At 74.0% G+C, this 17,162-nt stretch carries 17 protein-coding genes; 5 read left to right on the forward strand and 12 right to left on the reverse strand.

All coding sequences use genetic code 11. The annotated features are described in order from the left end of the window. The first annotated feature begins 206 nt into the window (after positions 1–206). Both AB0K25_RS29630 and AB0K25_RS29635 read left to right on the forward strand, forming a co-directional pair. Positions 207–578, forward strand: a complete 372-nt coding sequence (locus tag AB0K25_RS29630; RefSeq protein WP_219463000.1) for a metalloregulator ArsR/SmtB family transcription factor — start codon at positions 207–209, stop codon at positions 576–578. Positions 579–1,326: 748 nt separating this feature from the next. Then, on the forward strand, positions 1,327–3,429 hold the full coding sequence (locus AB0K25_RS29635) for a UvrD-helicase domain-containing protein (RefSeq protein ID WP_357534212.1): 2,103 nt from the start codon (positions 1,327–1,329) through the stop codon (positions 3,427–3,429). Between the two features lie 104 nt (positions 3,430–3,533). Here the strand turns inward: AB0K25_RS29635 and AB0K25_RS29640 are convergent, their stop codons facing one another. The 6 genes from AB0K25_RS29640 to AB0K25_RS29665 are packed head-to-tail and all read right to left on the reverse strand — an operon-like array spanning position 3,534 to position 8,365. Further along, entirely contained in the window at positions 3,534–3,842 is a 309-nt protein-coding gene (locus tag AB0K25_RS29640; RefSeq protein ID WP_307799991.1) for a DUF2470 domain-containing protein, read from the reverse strand. Continuing rightward, entirely contained in the window at positions 3,839–4,516 is a 678-nt protein-coding gene (locus AB0K25_RS29645; protein WP_357534210.1) for a biliverdin-producing heme oxygenase, read from the reverse strand. The genes AB0K25_RS29640 and AB0K25_RS29645 overlap by 4 nt, the downstream gene beginning before the upstream one ends. Continuing rightward, entirely contained in the window at positions 4,517–5,425 is a 909-nt protein-coding gene (locus tag AB0K25_RS29650) for a heme ABC transporter ATP-binding protein (protein ID WP_357534208.1), read from the reverse strand. Continuing rightward, on the reverse strand, positions 5,422–6,519 hold the full coding sequence (locus tag AB0K25_RS29655) for an iron ABC transporter permease (protein WP_219463004.1): 1,098 nt from the start codon (positions 6,517–6,519) through the stop codon (positions 5,422–5,424). Before AB0K25_RS29655 ends, AB0K25_RS29650 begins: the two co-directional genes overlap by 4 nt. Next, positions 6,516–7,532: an ABC transporter substrate-binding protein gene (locus AB0K25_RS29660; protein ID WP_308290803.1), complete on the reverse strand. Its 1,017-nt coding sequence runs from the start codon at positions 7,530–7,532 to the stop codon at positions 6,516–6,518. Before AB0K25_RS29660 ends, AB0K25_RS29655 begins: the two co-directional genes overlap by 4 nt. After that, positions 7,529–8,365, reverse strand: a complete 837-nt coding sequence (locus AB0K25_RS29665) for a hypothetical protein (RefSeq protein WP_357534204.1) — start codon at positions 8,363–8,365, stop codon at positions 7,529–7,531. The genes AB0K25_RS29660 and AB0K25_RS29665 overlap by 4 nt, the downstream gene beginning before the upstream one ends. Before the next feature lie 195 nt (positions 8,366–8,560). Between AB0K25_RS29665 and AB0K25_RS29670 the strand changes: the two genes are divergently transcribed. The 3 genes from AB0K25_RS29670 (at position 8,561) to AB0K25_RS29680 (ending at position 12,155) form a co-directional block, all read left to right on the forward strand. Then, positions 8,561–10,069 (forward strand): HtaA domain-containing protein, encoded by a 1,509-nt coding sequence (locus tag AB0K25_RS29670; RefSeq protein WP_363823798.1) that lies wholly within the window; start codon positions 8,561–8,563, stop codon positions 10,067–10,069. Between the two features lie 71 nt (positions 10,070–10,140). Continuing rightward, positions 10,141–11,292, forward strand: coding sequence for a DUF916 domain-containing protein (locus AB0K25_RS29675; RefSeq protein ID WP_357534201.1), 1,152 nt, complete (start codon positions 10,141–10,143; stop codon positions 11,290–11,292). Next, positions 11,289–12,155, forward strand: coding sequence for a hypothetical protein (locus AB0K25_RS29680; RefSeq protein WP_219463009.1), 867 nt, complete (start codon positions 11,289–11,291; stop codon positions 12,153–12,155). The genes AB0K25_RS29675 and AB0K25_RS29680 overlap by 4 nt, the downstream gene beginning before the upstream one ends. Before the next feature lie 195 nt (positions 12,156–12,350). On the opposite strand, the gene AB0K25_RS29685 is transcribed toward AB0K25_RS29680, so the two are convergent. The 6 genes from AB0K25_RS29685 to AB0K25_RS29710 all read right to left on the reverse strand — a co-directional run bounded on the left by AB0K25_RS29685 (position 12,351) and on the right by AB0K25_RS29710 (position 17,155). After that, a complete protein-coding gene (locus tag AB0K25_RS29685; protein WP_357534199.1) occupies positions 12,351–13,259 on the reverse strand; it encodes a TIGR03619 family F420-dependent LLM class oxidoreductase in 909 nt (302 codons plus the stop codon). Then, a complete protein-coding gene (locus AB0K25_RS29690; protein WP_255598293.1) occupies positions 13,256–13,657 on the reverse strand; it encodes a MerR family transcriptional regulator in 402 nt (133 codons plus the stop codon). Before AB0K25_RS29690 ends, AB0K25_RS29685 begins: the two co-directional genes overlap by 4 nt. Before the next feature lie 124 nt (positions 13,658–13,781). Further along, positions 13,782–14,342, reverse strand: coding sequence for a hypothetical protein (locus tag AB0K25_RS29695; RefSeq protein ID WP_219463014.1), 561 nt, complete (start codon positions 14,340–14,342; stop codon positions 13,782–13,784). A gap of 29 nt (positions 14,343–14,371) precedes the next feature. Then, positions 14,372–15,625 (reverse strand): S1 family peptidase, encoded by a 1,254-nt coding sequence (locus AB0K25_RS29700; RefSeq protein ID WP_363823801.1) that lies wholly within the window; start codon positions 15,623–15,625, stop codon positions 14,372–14,374. A gap of 310 nt (positions 15,626–15,935) precedes the next feature. Continuing rightward, positions 15,936–16,829, reverse strand: coding sequence for a VOC family protein (locus tag AB0K25_RS29705; protein ID WP_219463018.1), 894 nt, complete (start codon positions 16,827–16,829; stop codon positions 15,936–15,938). Continuing rightward, positions 16,826–17,155 (reverse strand): Dabb family protein, encoded by a 330-nt coding sequence (locus AB0K25_RS29710; protein ID WP_088647650.1) that lies wholly within the window; start codon positions 17,153–17,155, stop codon positions 16,826–16,828. The genes AB0K25_RS29705 and AB0K25_RS29710 overlap by 4 nt, the downstream gene beginning before the upstream one ends. Positions 17,156–17,162 lie beyond the last annotated feature (7 nt).

The raw sequence follows: 17,162 nt of genomic DNA on the forward strand, positions 1-17,162 counted from the left end.
GCCGCTGAACGGCTGCGCCACCGGGAAGCGGCAGGCAGGCGACCCGGGGGCGGGGGCACGGGAGTGACGTCCTGTGCCCCCGCCCCCGGGTGTCGTCCACTCCCACCACGGCGGGTCGGCCGACTCGCCGGCAGGAGTCACCCGATCCGCGAATTCGTGCCGGCCGATTGTCGATCCAGCGGTCGGACGGGGCACTTGCTGCCATGATGGCGGACGTGGGAGCTGCGAAAATCAATACACCTGTGGTCTCGCCGCTGGCCGGCGAGCCGATCAAACGTGCCGACGCGGAACGGCTCGCGGGAGTGCTGAAGGCATTCGCCGACCCGGCCCGCCTGCGACTGCTCAGCCTCATCCAGTCCGCCCCGGAGGGCGAGGCGTCCGTCACCGACCTCACCGCGCCGCTCGGCCTGTCCCAGCCGACGGTCAGTCACCACCTGCGCATCCTCACCGAGGCCGGGTTGATCGAACGCGAGAAGCGCGGGGTCTGGGCGTACTACCGCACGGTGCCCACCGCGATCAGCGCGATCGCCGACCTGTTGACCCCGCCCCGCAAACGGGCGACCAGGAAGACCCGCTGACGGCGGGTACCGCAGCGAGCACGATCCCGGTCCGCAGCTCGACGGACCACCCGACCCAGGCCGACCCCGACCGATCCCCGTTCGGTGACGGACCCCCGGTCACACCCGGTCCGCCGCGGCCGGCACCGCAGCCGCGCCCGGGTCCCACCCGTCCGACGACAGGGTCGCGCCGGGATGCGAGCAGGTCGGACACCGGTGATCAAGCCACCGGCGGACGCCACAGGTCGCCCGGCCCCCCGGGAACGGTCCCCCGGACCAGGTGCTCCGGCTCGGTGAGGTGGGCGTAGAGCAGATCCAACACGGCCCGGCTCGCCGCCGGGGAGACACTGAAGACGTGTGACGTCGAGCCCGGGTTGACGAAGATGCCGCCTTGTGCGCCACCAGGGCCGCACGCACGGCGGCGAGTTCCGCGTCGGTGCCCCGGTCGAGGTCGAGCCCGACCAGCCGGGCGGCGCAGTGCGGCCCGGGCCGAGTGAGGGCCAACCAGGTCTCAGACAAACAGTGGCCCACGCCGTGGAACGAGTGATCGTCCGACCGGGGCCGCCGGGGCGGCGTCCGGCCGGTGAGATGGGGGGTCGCGTCGCAGCGCTCGATCCCCGGAAACGGAGCATCCGTCCCCTGCCGCCACATTCATCATATGCGCCGGTCAAGCCGCCCAGATCGTCCCGGATAACGATTTTTGCCCCCGGGGACCCGCCTACGCTCGACCGGTCCACGCCGGACCGGCCGGCGGGAGAACGGGGAGCACGTGTCCGAGACAGCCCGGCAGATCGCCATCGAACAACAGGTGGTCGACGCGGTGTACGCCCGCCTGGAGGTCATGCGAGCGCAGGCCAGACAGCTGAACGAGGAGGGGCACCGGCGGGCCGGCGGCGGACCGGTCGCCGGCCTGGTCGAGCGGGACGCCATGGTGCTGGGTGCCGCCACCCGGCTGTCCGATCTCGACGACCAGGAAGAGGGCATCGTCTTCGGCCGGCTCGACTTCGACGACGACGAGACGTACCGGATCGGTCGGTTGGGTGTCCGCGACGCCGACCGGGAGCCGCTGGTGGTGGACTGGCGGGCCCCCGCCGCCGCACCGTTCTACCGGGCCACCCCCGGCGAACCGCTCGGGGTCACCCGTCGCCGTGTGATCACCTGCGCCGGGCGTACCGTGGTCGGCCTCGACGACGAGGTGCTGTCGACCACGCCCGTCGACGGGGTGGTCGGCGAGGGTGCCCTGCTCGCGTCGCTGACCCGGGAACGCGGCGCACACATGCGCGACATCGTCTCGACCATCCAACGCGAGCAGGACGAGGCGATCCGGGCACCGACCCACGGGGTCACCCTGATCACCGGCGGTCCGGGGACCGGCAAGACGCAGGTGGCCCTGCACCGGGCCGCCTACCTGCTCTACCGCGACCGGGGCCGGTTCGCCGACGGCCGGGTGCTGGTGGTCGGCCCGTCCACGGTGTTCACCGCCTACATCGGCCGGGTGCTGCCCGGTCTCGGCGAGGACAGCGTCCACCTGCGCGCGATCGGTGAGCTGTTCGACGGTGTCGTGGCGACCCGACGGGACAGCGCCGAGGTGGCCCGCACCAAGGGTGACCTGCGGATGGTGCGGGTGCTGACCGACCTGGCCTGGGACACCCCGCCGAACGTGCCGGACCGGCTGTGGGGTCTCGACGCCGACGACCTGGCGCGCGCCCGCCGGGAAATCCGCCGCCGGTGCGAGGCCGCCGGGATCGCCCCCAACGCCGCCCGGCCGCAGGCCGCGACGGTGCTGGCGGAACTGCTGGACGGCCGGGAGGTCCCCGACGCCTTCCTGACCGCCTGGTGGCCGGCACTGACCCCGCAGGACGTCCTCCCCGCCCAGCGGGGCGGATGGTCGGTGGACGACGTCCCGCTGCTCGACGAGCTGGCCGAGATCCTGGGCCGGCCGCCACGGGTCGCCGAGGTCCGGCCCGAGTGGCAGCGCCGGGAACTGGGCAGCGGCACCCGGCTGGCCGAGACCTTCGTGCTCAGCCCGAGCCTCGCCGACGGGTGGCAGCTCTTCGCTCCCGGCCTGGCCACCCCCATGGCGCAGTCCGGGCAGTCGCTGGACAGCGGCCACTGGGGTGCCCAGCGCTGGGCGGCGGCGATCATCCTGCGGGAGGGCCACCAGGTGGTGGGCTGGGTCGACGGCTTCGACCCGTACGGCGAGGAGGGCTACGTTCCGGTGCTGGCCGAGCCGCTGCCGGTGGCCGAGGCCGAGGATCCCGTCGAGGACGCCTACCAGCACGTCATCCTCGACGAGGCGCAGGACCTGTCGCCGATGGAGTGCCGGATGATCGCCAGACGGGCCGAGTACGCCTCGATGACCATCGTGGGCGACCTCGGTCAGGCGACCCATCCGCTGGCCTGCGGCTCGTGGCCGGAGCTGGTGCAACGGCTCGGCAAGCGGACCGCCCGAACGCTGGACCTGCCCACCGGCTACCGGGTGCCCGAGGTCATCGCCGACTTCGCGGCCCGGGCCCTGCCGCCCGGCATCGCCCCGACCCGGTCGTTCCGGCCCGGCGGCAGCCTGGAGATCCGCCGGGTCGACGACCTCGCCGCGGCCGTGGCCGGGGAGACCGGGACCGTCATCGCCCCCGACCACCTGGCCGACGCCCTACACGCGGTCCCGGTCAGCCAGGTCAAGGGCCTGGAGTACGACCGGGTGGTGCTGGTCGAACCCGCCGACATCGTCGCCGCCGAACCCCGGGGCATGAACCGGCTCTACGTCGCCCTGACCCGGGCCGTCGGAGAACTGGTGATCCTGCACAGCAAGCCGCTGCCGGAGCAGCTGAGCCGTCCGGCGGCGCCCACCCCACCCCACCCGGGCACGACCTGACCGGGTCGGCCCCGCCCGTGGGGCCGGCCCGGCGCGGGCCGGCCCCGCGACGCCCCACCGCCGGGTGCTCAGCCGGCCCGGCGCGGTGGCACGCCGGCGGGTGCTCAGCCGGCCCGGCGCGGTGGCACGCCGAGCGCGGCGCACGCCTGCTCGTACATCCGGACCACCTCCCGGCGGATCTCGGCCCGCTCGGTGAGCCGGTGGGCGAACGGAACCCGCACCGGCACCTCGATGTCGTCGAGGGTGACGGCGAAGTCCATCCCGTCGGCGTCCAGCCCGGTCACCCGCGCCCGGCTGGCGTCCGGGCAGCCACCGAGGGTGCGGCAGATCAGCAGCGCGTCCCCGGCGTGGTCGTCGTTCATGTGCCGGCTGACCGCGCGGACGACGTCGGCGTCGAACGGCTGCCCGGTCACGCCACCGCCTCCGTGGCGTCCGGGCCGTCCGGCACGTGCCGGGCCAGGGCCGAGAAGACCGCCATGTTGTGCCGGTACGCCACCAGCACCTCGTCCAGCAGCGCCGCCTCGTCGGCCGCGCTCATCGGCAGGGCGTCCAACCGCGCCCGGTACGCGTCCTTGTACGCCTTCGGCCGGGTGATCTGGTCGAAGGCGTAGAACGCCACTCCGGACCCGTCGGTCAACCCGTACCGCCGGGACACCGCCCGTCCGATGTACAGGCCGCCGGAGAGGTCACCGAGGTAGCGGGTGTAGTGGTGGGCGATGAACCGTACCGGGGAGGTGCCGCAGACGGCCCGGATCCGGTCGGCGTAGGCCACCGTCGCCGGGTTCGGCGCGGTGCGCGACGCCCAGTCCGGGCCGACCAGCCGGCTAAGGTCCGCCTCCAGCGCGGGCAGCCGGGTCAGCGCGTCGTCGACGAACCCACCGGCGAGCGGGTCGTCGCGCATCACCCCGGCGACCGACTCCAACGCCTGGTAGAGGGCGTGGTGCTGGACCACCAGGTCGACGTAGCCGGCGAGGTCCAGCTCACCGGCGACCAGCGCGGAGACGTAGCGCTGGCTCTCGGCGGCGGCGTGGGCGCCCTGGGTGGCGGCCCGCAGCCGGGCCGAGAACGGCATGGGCGGGGTGTCCATCTATTCCTCCGTGAGGGGGGTGTTCCGGGCGGGGCCCCGACGGCGGGGCACGACCAGCGGCAGGCGGGTGTCGGGGTGCGGCACGACCTCGATGTCGTGCCGGTAGACCTCACTGAGCAGGGGCGCGGTCAGCACCGTGTCGGGGGGGCCGGCGGCGCGTACCCGCCCGTCGGCGAGCAGGGTGATCCGGTCCGCGTACGCCCCGGCCAGGGCGAGGTCGTGCAGCACGACCACCACCGCGTCGCCGGCGTCGGCGCGGTCCCGGGCGATCCGCATGACGAGCTCCTGGTGGTGCAGGTCGAGGGCGGCGGTCGGTTCGTCGAGCAGGAGCACCCCGGCCTGCTGGGCCAGCACCCGGGCCAGGGCGGCACGGGCCTGCTCGCCCCCGGACAACGACGGGAAGGGGCGGGCGGCGAACCGGATCACGTCACAGCGTCGCATGGTCTCGGCGACGACCGCATCGTCGTGGGCCTCTTCCGGACGGCCGGCCCAGGGCGCCCGGCCCATCCGGACCACCTCGACCACCGCGAACGGAAAGCTCAGGGTGCTGCGCTGCGTCAGCACCGCCCGGCGCATCGCCAACTCCACGGCCGACCATTCGGCCAGCGGACGACCGTCCACCTCGACGGTCCCGGCAGCGAGCGGCAGGTCACCGCTGACGGCGGCCAGCAGGGTGGACTTGCCGGCGCCGTTCGGGCCGACCAGGGCGTGCAGTTCACCGGCGCGGATGGACAGGTCGACCTGGTCGAGCACCGGTCGGCCGGCGCGCTCGACCCGGACCCCGGTGACCTGGACCCGGGTGCCGCCCGGTGTCGCCGGCGCCGGTGTCCGGGGGGCCGACCGGCGGCCGGTCAGCCGCAGCCGGACCCGTCGGCGGCGGTCCCGTTCCCGGGGGCCGTCCCCGCTCATGCCCAGCCTCCCGCGCGGTCGCGGGTGCGGCGCAGCAGCCAGAAGAAGGCGGGGCCGCCGACGATCGCGGACAGCACCCCCAACGGCAGTTCCTGGTAGTCGACGAGGGTCCGGGCGGCGAGGTCGGCGACGATGACGACGATCGCGCCGCCGAGGGCGCTGGCCGGCAGCAGCAGCCGGTGCCCGGGGCCGGCGACCATCCGGACCAGGTGCGGCACGACCAGGCCGACGAAGCTGATGATGCCGGTGAAGGCGACCGCCGCCGCGCCGAGCAGTGCGGTGACCACGATCATCCGGACCCGTAGCCGTTCCACGTCGACCCCGAGGTGGCGGGCGGACCGTTCACCCAGGGCGAGCAGGTCGAGCCGGCGGGCGTCGGCGAGGGTGGCGAGCAGCCCGACCGCGAGGCAGGGCGCGGCCAGGGCGACCGCCGACCAGTTCGCCTGGGCCAGGCTGCCGAGGTTCCAGAAGGCGATGGCCTGCACGCCCGACTCGTCGGCGACGAACATCAGCAGCCCGATGGCGGCACCGGCGACGGCGTTGACCGCTACCCCGGTGAGCACCAGGGTGACCACCTCGGTCCGGCCGCCGGAGCGGGCCAGCAGGTAGACCAGCCAGGTGGTGGCGAGGCCACCGGCGAACGCGGCGGCGGGCACCGTCCAGCCACCGAGGACGGTGACACCGGTGACGATGGCCAGCGCCGCGCCGACCGCCGCGCCCGCCGAGACGCCGATGACGCCCGGCTCGGCCAGCGGATTGCCGAACACCCCCTGCATCACCGCACCGGCACAGCCGAGCGCGGCGCCGACCACTGCGGCGAGGGCGACCCGGGGGAAGCGGACCAGCCACAGCGCGCTCTCGCCGTGCGGGGCGGCGGGCCGGGGGCCGAGGTCCAGGCCGAGGCGGTGCAGCACCGAGCCGAGCACCTCGGCCGGGGAGACGGCCACCTGCCCCCGGCCGGCGGCGATCAGGGCGACCAGCAGCAGCCCGGCGGTGAGCCCGGCGAGCAGGACCGGTCCGTGACGGCCCCGACGGCGGCGGTCGCGGCCGGCTGCGGTCTCCCCGGTGGCCGGTCGGATGTCGGTGGCGGTCACCGGGGAGTCCGGCAGTGCAGCGCGTCGGCCAGGGCCCGCACCACCCGCCCGGATCGGGTGCCGAAGGTAAGCAGGACGCCGTCGTCCATGTCGACGACCCGACGGGCGGCCCCGGCCGGGGTCTGCCCCACCCCGGGGAGCTTGAGCAGGCCGTCGACGCCGCCGACGGACTTCAGCCCACCGCTCATCACCAGCAGCACGTCCGGGGCCGCGTTGATCAGGCCCTCGCTGGTCAGCGGGCGGAACTTCGCCAGACCGATCGCGGTGCCGGCGTCCACTCCCCCGGCCGCCTCGATCATCGCGTCGGAGCCGGCGCCCCGCCCGCCGATCAGGTAGACCCCGGCGGTGCCGCGCAGATAGAGGAAGGCGACGCGGGGGGCCTGGCCGTCGGGCACTGCGGCGCGGGCGGCGGCGATCTCGGCCTCGATCCGGGTGACCAGCCGGTCGCCGGCCGCGCCGACGCCGAGCGCCGCCGCGATGGCCCGCACGTGCGCGGGGACGGCGTCGAGGCTCTGCTCGGCGGCGACCAGGACCACCGGGATACCGGCGGCGCGCAGCTGCCGCAGCGTCTCGGGTGGACCGATGCTGTCGTCGGCGAGGATCACCGTGGGGGCGAGGGCGAGCACCGCCTCGGCGGACAGGTCGTGTCCGGCCGGGGTGACCACCGGCAGGTGCGCGGCGGCGGGGAAGGTGGTGGAGGTGTCCCGGCCGACGACGTTGCCGCCGAGCCCGAGGCTGAACACGATCTCGGCGATCGACCCGTAGAGGTTGACCGGCAGGATGCGGGTGGCATCGGTGACCGTGCTGGCGACGCCGTCGGTGGAGGTGACGGTCACCGGCAGGACCGGGGTCGGCGGCGGGACCAGCGGGGTGACGTCGGTGTCGGGCAGCGTGGCGGTGACCGGGCCGCAGGACGTCGGTGCGGTCGGCTGCGCCTGCGCCGTCGGGTCGGTGCAGGCGGTCAGGCCACCGACGAGCAGCAGCAGGACGAGCGGCAGCGCGCGTCGGGTCACGACGTGGCCCGGCGACGACGACGGCGCAGGCCGGCGAGCAGCGCCACCCCGAGCACGGGTACGACCAGCACGGCGAGCCACCAGCGTCCGGTGTCGGAGGCGGCGCTGACCCGGGTCACCTGCGCCTGGTCGGTCTGCCCGACCCGGCCCGCCTGGTCGGTCCCGCCACCGGCCCCGGCGGGGACGCTCCCGTCGGCGGTCGCCGCCGGGCCCGCGCCGGTGGGCGCGGCGGCCCCGCCGGTCGGTGCCGCCGCCGGTGGGGTGGTCCGACCGGTGCCGCCGCCGACGCCGGTGGTCGCCGGGGCGGCGGCGGTGGTACGCGCCGGAGTGGGCGCGGCGGCGAAGGTGATCGGCACCCGGACGTCCTGGGAACGGTCGGCGGTGCGGGTGTGGTCGGTCCGGGAGGCGACCACGCACCGGCGGACGGTGCAGTCCACGTCGCCGATGCGGGTGGCCACGGTGAGGCTGACCCGGAACGAGCCTCCGGTGCCGTACGGCACGGCCAGGCCCTCCCCGTAGGAGGGTGGGTTGGAGGAGATCCAGTGCGAGGCGCCGGTGCTGCCGGTGGTGTCGGCTCCGCCGCCGCACGGGCTGGGGGCGACGCCGGCTCCGTTGTCCACGCAGAAGGCGACGTAGATGCCCTTGGTGACGTCGTATCCGCTGCCGGTGACGGTCACCGTGGCCCCGTTGCGGCCCACCCCGGCGCTCGGGGTGACGGTGAGGGTCTGCCCGGTGGCGCCCCGACCGGTGCCGGCGTGGGCCGACATCGGCAGCAGGCCGACACCGACAGTGATCAGGGCGGCGGTCAGGACGGCGCGACGCAGTGCTCGCATCAGGCTCCCCACATGACTGATCGGGCCGGCTGACACACCGACCGTAGCTAAGGTTTGCCTAACCTAAGCGAGAGATCCGCAGTTCACAAGGGGTTCTTCGGGTCAAGATCTTCAACCCACCGCCCACTGTGCTGTGGTAGTTAGGTTTGCCTAACCTCAACCACTGTCCGTATTGGGGACAACAGAGGGAGCAGCATGGTCAGATCCAGCACCGGCACCGGTCGGTGGCGGTCGGCGCGGTGGGCGGCGGTCGCCCTGCTCGGCGCGTCGGCCGCACTCGTCGGGGTCAGCCCCGCCCAGGCCGCCGGGGCGGACATCCGCTCCGGCAGCCTGGCCTGGGGATTCAAGGCATCGTTCCGCGCCTACCTGAACACCGGCAACGGCAACCCGCCGATCGCGGCCAGCGAGGGCGCCAGCATCAACAGCGACGGCACCTTCACCTTCCCGGCGAAGGGCGGGACGCACGACGCCGGCACCGGGGCCATCGACGCCCGGTACGGCGGGAAGATCGTCTTCTCGTACCCGGCGCACTTCTTCACCATCTCGTTGGCCAACCCGACGGTCGTCGTGACCGGTGGCACCGCCGCCGTCACCGCGGACGTCGACCTCACCACCACGGCGGCCGAGCCGGTCTCGGTCCGCCAGGCCACCATCGCCACCATCGCCGTCACCGACGGCAACCCCGGTGGCAGCGGCGGCACGGTGACCGCGACCGACCTGGCGGCGACGCTGACCGCCGAGGGCGCCTCGGCGTTCAACGGCTTCTACTCCGCCGGCTCCGCACTCGACCCGCTGTCGTTCACCTTCTCCACCGGTGGCGGCGGCGAACCGGCCGGCCCGGCGGTCGGCGTCACCCCGGCCACCGGGCTCGATCCGGCCGGGGCGACGATCACGGTCACCGGCAGCGGTTTCGACCCGGAGGCCAACGGGGCGGCGGGGATCTACGTCTCCTTCGGCCGCAAGGTCGACGAGCACTGGACGAACGCCGGCGTCCTCCAGGTCACCAAGTGGGTCAACAAGTCCAACGAGCCGACCGAGGCCCGCGACCGGCTCAACGCCGACGGCACGTTCCGCACCACCCTGCCGATCAGCGCGGTCTACACCGACCGCACCGGCACGTCCGTCGACTGCACGAAGGTCCAGTGCTATGTGATCACCTTCGCCGCCCGGGGCGCAGCCGACCGGAGCCAGGACACCTTCACCCCGGTGACGTTCAGCCGTACCCCGGCCGGTGGCGGCGACGCCAGCCAGCAGATCACCACCACCGTCACCGGTGGTGCGCTGACCCTCGGCGTGACCGGTTCCTCGGTCACCCTGCCGGCGGTCAGCAACGGGCAGGTCACCACCGGGGCGCTGAACGCCGCCACCGTGGCCGACCTGCGCGGCACCAACGCCGGCTGGAGCCTGGTCGGGCAGGTCGCCGACTTCGCCTCGGCCAGCGGCGGCACCATCGCCGCGGACAACCTCGGCTGGACGCCGAGCGCCACCGTCGGCGTCGACGGCCTCGCCGGGACCCCCGGCGTGGTCACCCCGGGCGCACCCGCCGCGCCCGGTGCCGGCCTGGGCACGGCACGTGCGCTGTGCACCTCGGCCACCGGCGCGAGCAACGGCACCTTCACCTGTGGCGCCGAACTCCAGCTCGGGGTTCCGGCGTCCGCTGCGGCAGGCGACTACAGCGCGGTGCTGACCCTCACCCTCTCCTGATTCGGCAACACCCCGGTGGGACGGGCTCGCCACCCGCCCCACCGGGCCCGATCACCCTTGCGGAGCCCGGCATGTCCCTGCGTACCACCCTGATCCGGGCGAGCGCCGTGCTCGCCGCCGCGCTGCTCGTGGCGACGGCCCCGCCCGCGCCGGCCCCCGCCGCGCCCGCCCCGTCGCCCGGCCCGGCAGCCGGGGCCGGGGAGACCGGCGCGGCGCGCTGGGCCGTCCAGCCGTCCAGCGCCAAGGGCCCGACCGGGCGCAACTACTTCATCTACGACCTGGCCCCGGGCAGCACCCTGACCGACCACGTCGGCATCACCAACCTCGGCGACCGCCCGGTCACCTTCGACGTGTACGGCACCGACGCCTACACCTCCACCGACGGCGCGTTCGCCCTGCTGCCGGCGGACCGGCCGGCCACCGACGTGGGCTCCTGGATCAGGGTCGACCGGCGCGAATGGACGATTCCGGCGGGCAAGCGGGTCGACATCCCGTTCCGGCTCACCGTGCCGGCCAACGCCACCCCGGGCGACCACACCGGCGGGGTGATCGGTGCCGTCGCCCGGGTCCGGACCACCGCCGACGGGCAGCGGGTGCTGGTCGACCAGCGCCTGGCCGCCCGGGTCTACCTGCGGGTCAACGGCCCGGTCCGGCCGGCCGTCACCGTCGAGGCGGTCGACGTCTCCTACGCCAACCCGGTCAACCCGTTCGCCGGTGGCGACGTGGTGGTCCGCTACCGGCTGCGCAACGACGGCAACGTCCGGCTCGGCGGCAGCGCCACGGTGACCGTACGCGCGCCGTTCGGCAGGGAACAGGCCCGCACCTCCCCCACCGACCTGCCGGAGCTGCTGCCCGGGGCCACCTTCACCGTCACCGAGCGGATCACCGGCGTACCCCCGCTGCTGCGGCTGACCGCCGAGGTCGACATCGCGGCCACCAGCACGGACACCGCCCTGCCGCCGGTGGTCCGTACCGCCGGGGTGTGGGCTGCGCCGTGGCTGCTGCTGGCCCTGCTCGCCGGGGCGGCCGGCTGGGCCGGGCTACGGTGGTGGCGACGGAAGGCCGCTGCCGCCGGTCGACTGTCCACCCCGGACCCCGCCCCCGGTCAGCAGGACCCTGCCGACACCCCGCGACCGGCCGCGACCGCCTCCGCCGCGTCCGGCGCTGCCGCCGGGCCGACCCCGGGTGTCGACGCACGTCCCGACGCCCCGCCCGCCCGATGACCGGGCCGCTGCGTGCCGTCGCCCTGCTGGCCGTGGCCGCCGCGCTGGCTCCGGCCCCCGGGACACCCGCCCCGGCCGGCACCCCGGCGGGCGGCGGTCCCGGCGTCACCGTGCCGGCAGGGATGCTGCGGGTCGGGCAGCGGATGCTGGTCGGCCTCGACGGCTGGCCGGCCGGCACAGTGCAGGCCGAGGTGTGCGGCAACGCGGCCCGGCGCGGCGCGCTCGACTGCGCGACCGGGGCCGCCACCCACGGGCAGGTGCCGCCGTCCGGCCGGGCCACCCTGCCGGTGCTGTTGGTCGCCCCGCCGGTGGCCTGCCCGTGCGTGCTGCGGGTCCGGACGCCGACGGGCACGGCCACCGCCGTCGCCGACCTGACGTTGGCCGGGGTGACCGCCCCGGCCGCCGCGCCCATCGCCCCGCCCGAGCTGACCCTGGTGGCGTTGCGTGCCGTCGACCGGTCCGGGCCGCGCGGCTGGTTCGGCCTGCCGGGCGAACTCGCGGTCCGGATCACCGTGCACAACACCGGCCCGCAGGAGATCACCGACCCGGCGTTCGCACTGACCGTCGGGCCACCCGGCCGGGCCCGGACCATCGTGGCCGCCCCGGCGCTGGGCACCATCGCCGCCGGGCAGACCCGGGAGTACCACGTCCCGGTGCCCACCGACGCGGCCCCGTTCGGCCGGTACGAGGTGGACGGCCGGATCGCGGTGCCCGGTCGGCCGCTCGCGTTCACCGTGGCGGCTACCCGGCGGCCCTGGGGTCTCCCGGTCGCCGCCGCCGTCCTCACGGTCGTGCTGCTGCTCACCCGGCCGGCACGACGCCCGACGCCCGACGCGACACCGGCGGATCCAGTCGACGAATAGCCGTTCGCGCAGGGTGCCTGGCCTGGGGTGGGGCCGTGCCCGCCGCCCCCGTACCCGTCGTACCCGGCCCGGATCTCGATTCGACCTTCGCCGCGCTCGGTCGACTGTCGTCCCACCGCCCTGAGGCGACGGGCCCCGCCCCGCCAGAGCCGGCACGCCGGGCGGGACCGACTCCGGCCGCCCGCCGAGCGGCGGCTAGCGCGGGCCCGACCCGCTCGTGCGTCGCACCCGGGGCAGAATCTCGCCGGCGAGCCACTCCAACGCCGCATCCAGCAGGCGACCGTCGATCGGCATCCACAGCGAGCACATCGACACCCCCGCATCGCCGAGCCGGACCAGGTCCTCGACGATCGCCTCGGTGCTGGCGTCGGTGCCGCCGAGCAGCCGGCCCGGCGCGGGCCGGACCGCCGGCATTCCCGGCGGTACCAGGAACCCGACCGTGCTGATCTCGATCGTCGCCGGGTCACGTCCCGTGCCGTCGGCCAGTTCCTCGATCCGACGCCGGAAGTAGCGGGCCTCCTCGTGGTCGAGGCCGGAACCGTGCCAGCCCTCCCCGAACCGCAGTGCCCGCCGGATCGCCGCGTCGCTGTGCCCACCCACCCAGACCGGTGGCCCGCCGGACCGGTACGGGAGAACACCGATGCGGGTGTCACGCAGGCCGGCGAACCTGTCGTCCAGGTCTGCGGTGGTGCCGGCCCACAGGGCCTTCATGACCTCCAGGCTCTCGTCGGTCCGCCGGCCACGTAGCCGCAGCGGCATCCCCAGCGCGGTGAACTCCTGCGGGTTCCATCCGGTGCCGACGGCGACCGCCAGCCGCCCCGCCGACACGACGTCCAGCGTCGCGAGCTGGTTGGCCAGCACCACAGGTTGGTAGTAGGGCAGGACCAGAACGCTCGTCGCGATCCCCAGACGGGTCGTCGCCCCGGCGACCGCCGCCAGCAGGACCACCGGGTCGAAGCCGACGCCGTGCGGGTTCTCCAGCACGTGGTTGGCCATCAGGACGTAGTCCAGGCCGATCCGCTCGGCGTCCTGCGCCGCCCGGAGCACGGCGGCACCCGCGTCGCCCGGCCACGCCTGCGGTTCGAGGGAGAGTCCGAATCTCATCGTGACCACTCGTCGGTCACGGTTTCCCCGCCGCAGGCCATCGCCGACCTGGTCGCCAGGAGCTGCCGGGCGAGCCGCCCGCGCAGGTCCTGGAGAGCGGCGATCCGCCGGTCCAGGGCACCGAGCCGGTCGGTGGCGACCCGGAGCGCGTCGGGGCACCGGGGCAGGGTGCTCAACGGCTCGTCGAGGCACCCCTCATCGATCGAGAGCCGGATGTCCTCGATGGTGAGGCCGGAGTCGAGCAGCTCGTGGATGTTCCGGACCCGGACCACCGCCGACTCGTCGTACTCCCGATAACCGTTGGCGGCACGGCCCGGGGCGATCAGGCGCTGCTGCTCGTAGTACCGCACCGAACGGGCGCTGACGCCGCAGCGGCGCGCGAATTCTCCGATCCGCATGTCACTGGTCCCCTTACGCACCCGGCGATGCTAAAACCCTGACATTGATGTCACGGTCAAGTCATCACGTGCGGGCGTCACGGGGCCGACGCCACGCGCGCCGGCCCCGCCGTGGTCGACCTGCTCAGTTACTGAAGAAGGTGCACTGGAACGCCATGTCGTCCACCCGTACGGGGCCGCTGCCACCCAGCAGGGAGACCCGGACGAACACCTGGCTCGGGCCGTTCGCGTAGCTGGCCACGTCGTGCCGCCGCCAGACGGTGTCGGTGATCCGGACGGTGCGCAGCGCGAGATAGGTCCAGCTCGCCGGATCGATCACCTCGACGTTGAGCACCGCCGGCCCGCTGACCGCCTGGACGAAGAACCCGCCGCCGCAGGTGGTGTTGTGCCCGGCGGTACGCGGCCGTACGGTGAGCAGCTTGCCCACCCCGGACCAGCCGCCGGCGGACGTGGTGAGAATGGCGTTGTTGGCACCGGAGCGGGCCTTCCCCGCGCCCAGCTCGAAGGCTCCGCTCCCGGCGCCGGAGCGGTGGAACTCCCACACCGCTGCCGGACTGCTCTCGAACCCGTCGGTGTGCTGCCAGAGGTCCGCCTGGGCGGGGCCGACGGCCACGGTGAGGGCCACCGTCGTCGCCATGACGGCCGCGGCGGTGACGCGTGCGGCGCGGGTGAATGCGTTTCTCATCGCGGTCTCCTTTTGCTCGTCGCCGCTCGTCACGGCGCGCCGTAGATGACGACCTGGTACGTGGTGATCGCCTCTCCCACCGGCTGGTGCCAGGTACGGGGCGAGGAGTTGCACTGGCTGCCGTTGCGGTTGGCGTGCGAGTTCAGCCCGTACCCGGTGTTGGTGGCGAAGAGCGGCCCTCCGCTGTCGCCGCCAAGGGTGCAGATGTTGGTCTCGATCATCTGGCGTACGGTGCCGCCCGCGCCGTTGACCGTCACGTTGGTCTTGAGCACGGAGCCGCACCGGAAGCCGGTGGTCCGGCCCGAGTTGCAGACCGACAGCCCGCTCACGGCCGTCGCCCAACCGTGGATGCTGCGGCTGGTGTTGTTCCACAGGTTGATGGTGCCGGTGGCCCAGACCGACGGACCGTTCATCCAGATGAGACCGAAGTCGTTCTCCGGATAGTGGCTCTCCAGCGTCGGCCCGACGTCCTGCCCGTTGGGCAGCGTCCAGTGCGGGAAGCCCTGGGTGCAGTGGCCGGCCGTAATGATGTAGTTGAAGGTGTAGTCGGTGGCGGTGAAGCCGACCGAACAGCCGCCCATCGCGTCCCCGCTGGAGATCCCGACGTTCGGCTGGATCCGGCCGGTGCTGGTCTCGAACCGGACCGCCGAGCCGAACCTGCGCGCCGCCGAGCGTTGCACGGCGTTCTTCGCCCCCGACGCCGGCAGGCTCACCACCACCTGGTTGGTCTGCGGGTCCACCCCCCACGTCGTGTCGGGTTCACTCGCCGCGGCCTCCAGCGCGCGCTGGATGCTCTGGAGTTGCCGTTCGCCGCGGGCGACGAGGCGTGCCTTGGCGCCGGCGGCGGTCACCTTCGCGGCAGCCGCCGCGTCGGTGACCGTGACGACGAGGTTGCCGTCGGACAGGTACGCGCCGCCGGAGCTGGCACCCAGCTCGGTGGTCAACCGGTTGGCGAGTCGCACGTTGGCGTTCTCGATGCTGATCAGCTTCTCGGCGGCCGCACGGCTGATGCCGCGCTGCTCGGCGATCGCCTCGGCCATGTCCGGGGCCCCGCCCGCCCGGCCCCGGTCGGCGACGCCGCCGATGGAAGCCGGGGTTGCCCGGCCGTCGGTGCGGGACAGATCCACCCCGCCCCCGGGCCGGGCCGGACGGTCACCGGCCGGTCCGGCCGCTGCGGCTGTCGGGACGAAGGCCACCGACGTCACGGCGGCGAGTGCCACGGCGAGCAGGGCCCTGCGGCCTGGTCTTCTCAATTCCGGGTAACTGACGGCACGTTCTGACATTCACCGCTCCCATCGCAAGGGGACTGGTCGGCCGGGTCAGGAGCCGAACGCCCCGGACCGGGACGGCAAGCCTCGCAACAGGCAGCAGACTGGGGGCGGGATGCTGGACGCGACTGGACACACCCGGACACCGGGCATGAGCCCGAAAAGGCCCCGACCCGGGTGTGTCCCCGGGTCGGGGCCTTTCGTGTTCATGTCCACCGCGGCTCGAACCCCGAACCCGCAGATCAGGAGTCCGAGGTTCCCTCGCCCGCTGCACCGCGCCGACCGGTCGGGTGTGCGGCCCCGCCCGCCGGTCACGGGCGAGGGGTCAGAAGCGCGCCCAGTCGTCGGCGGCCGGCCGCCACACGTCGATGTTGCGCGGGTCGACCGCCATCCGGCGGGCCCGGTGGGTCTCGTGCTCCTCGGGGGTGAACACCCGGTGCCTGTCGCACAGCTCGTAGCGCGGCCCGTGCCGGGTGTCGTGCATGTAGAAGGCAATCGACGTCGAGGCCGAGTGGTTGACCAGGTCCGAGGCGATCGGGACCTGCTTGTACTGGGCCCGCGCCCGGCCGCGCATCACGTGGTCGAAGCTCTTCATCATGAAGCACAGGTGCGCGACGTAGAACTCGTTGTTGCGCTGGATCGCCAGGCTGTGGTGGTAGCGGTCCTCGCTGCGCAGGAAGACCGTGACGTCGCCGACGTGGTCGGACTCCTGGAAGCCGAGCACCTTGGTGTAGAACGCCAGCGTCTCGTCGTACTTGTCGGTGGCGAGGAAGGGGTGCACCAGGTCCAGCGGGCGCAGCTCGATCAGCGGCGGCTCGGCGTACTCCTGGAACTCGGTGAACAGCTCGACGATCAGCCCGTTGGGGTCGCGGACGGCGAAGCCCCGCTGGACCAGGCCCTTGACCCGGTCGGCCAGCTCGAAGACCTCGTGCCCGGCGGCGGTGACCCGCTCGCGCAGGTCGTCGAGGACGGCGTCGTTCTCGACGCTGAACCCGACCGCGGTGGTCCAGGACTCGGTGCGCTGCGGCGCGGCGACCAGCTCGATGCTGTGGTGTTCGAGGTCGGCGCGCAGGAACGCGTACTCGTCGTCGTGCTGCTCCAGTTGCAGCCCGACGTGGTACTGGAGGAACTCGATGGAGGCGGCCAGGTCCGGCACCTCGATCCGGGCGTACTCCATGCCGTAGGGCCCACGGCGGCGGGCGGTGGCCTCGGTGGTCATCTGTGACCCCTCTCGATGGGCTGGGCGTCCCCGGCGGTGGGGAGACTGACGATGGCCTGACGCTCGATGACCGGCCGCCAGCGTTCCCGGACGAACCGCTCGTGCGAGTCGCTGTGCAGGTAGTCGAGCAGGTCCTGCTCGGTGGGGAACTCCACGACGAAGCCGTGGGTCATGCTGGTGTCGCGGGTGCTGACGTTGACCCCGCTGCGCCAGTTGCGCATCGCGGGATACCGGCTCGGAAAGGTCTCCAGCTCGGCCAGGACGGACTCGGCCGCGCCGGGCGGCAGGTCGTCGCGGAACCGGAAGACCAGCATGTGGGTGATCATGGCGGGC

The sequence above is a fragment of the Micromonospora sp. NPDC049257 genome (assembly GCF_040678915.1).
GTDB classification, from domain to species: Bacteria; Actinomycetota; Actinomycetes; order Mycobacteriales; family Micromonosporaceae; genus Micromonospora; species Micromonospora antibiotica.

Bases quoted from the DNA above. Each gene is read 5' to 3' on its own strand.
- AB0K25_RS29710 (WP_088647650.1), bottom strand. From the start codon at position 17,155: ATGATCACCCACATGCTGGTCTTCCGGTTCCGCGACGACCTGCCGCCC.
- AB0K25_RS29680 (WP_219463009.1), top strand. From the start codon at position 11,289: ATGACCGGGCCGCTGCGTGCCGTCGCCCTGCTGGCCGTGGCCGCCGCG.
- AB0K25_RS29695 (WP_219463014.1), bottom strand. From the start codon at position 14,342: ATGAGAAACGCATTCACCCGCGCCGCACGCGTCACCGCCGCGGCCGTC.
- AB0K25_RS29705 (WP_219463018.1), bottom strand. From the start codon at position 16,829: ATGACCACCGAGGCCACCGCCCGCCGCCGTGGGCCCTACGGCATGGAG.
- AB0K25_RS29685 (WP_357534199.1), bottom strand. From the start codon at position 13,259: ATGAGATTCGGACTCTCCCTCGAACCGCAGGCGTGGCCGGGCGACGCG.
- AB0K25_RS29630 (WP_219463000.1), top strand. From the start codon at position 207: ATGGCGGACGTGGGAGCTGCGAAAATCAATACACCTGTGGTCTCGCCG.
- AB0K25_RS29700 (WP_363823801.1), bottom strand. From the start codon at position 15,625: ATGTCAGAACGTGCCGTCAGTTACCCGGAATTGAGAAGACCAGGCCGC.
- AB0K25_RS29690 (WP_255598293.1), bottom strand. From the start codon at position 13,657: ATGCGGATCGGAGAATTCGCGCGCCGCTGCGGCGTCAGCGCCCGTTCG.
- AB0K25_RS29675 (WP_357534201.1), top strand. From the start codon at position 10,141: ATGTCCCTGCGTACCACCCTGATCCGGGCGAGCGCCGTGCTCGCCGCC.
- AB0K25_RS29645 (WP_357534210.1), bottom strand. From the start codon at position 4,516: ATGGACACCCCGCCCATGCCGTTCTCGGCCCGGCTGCGGGCCGCCACC.
- AB0K25_RS29670 (WP_363823798.1), top strand. From the start codon at position 8,561: ATGGTCAGATCCAGCACCGGCACCGGTCGGTGGCGGTCGGCGCGGTGG.
- AB0K25_RS29665 (WP_357534204.1), bottom strand. From the start codon at position 8,365: ATGCGAGCACTGCGTCGCGCCGTCCTGACCGCCGCCCTGATCACTGTC.
- AB0K25_RS29650 (WP_357534208.1), bottom strand. From the start codon at position 5,425: ATGAGCGGGGACGGCCCCCGGGAACGGGACCGCCGCCGACGGGTCCGG.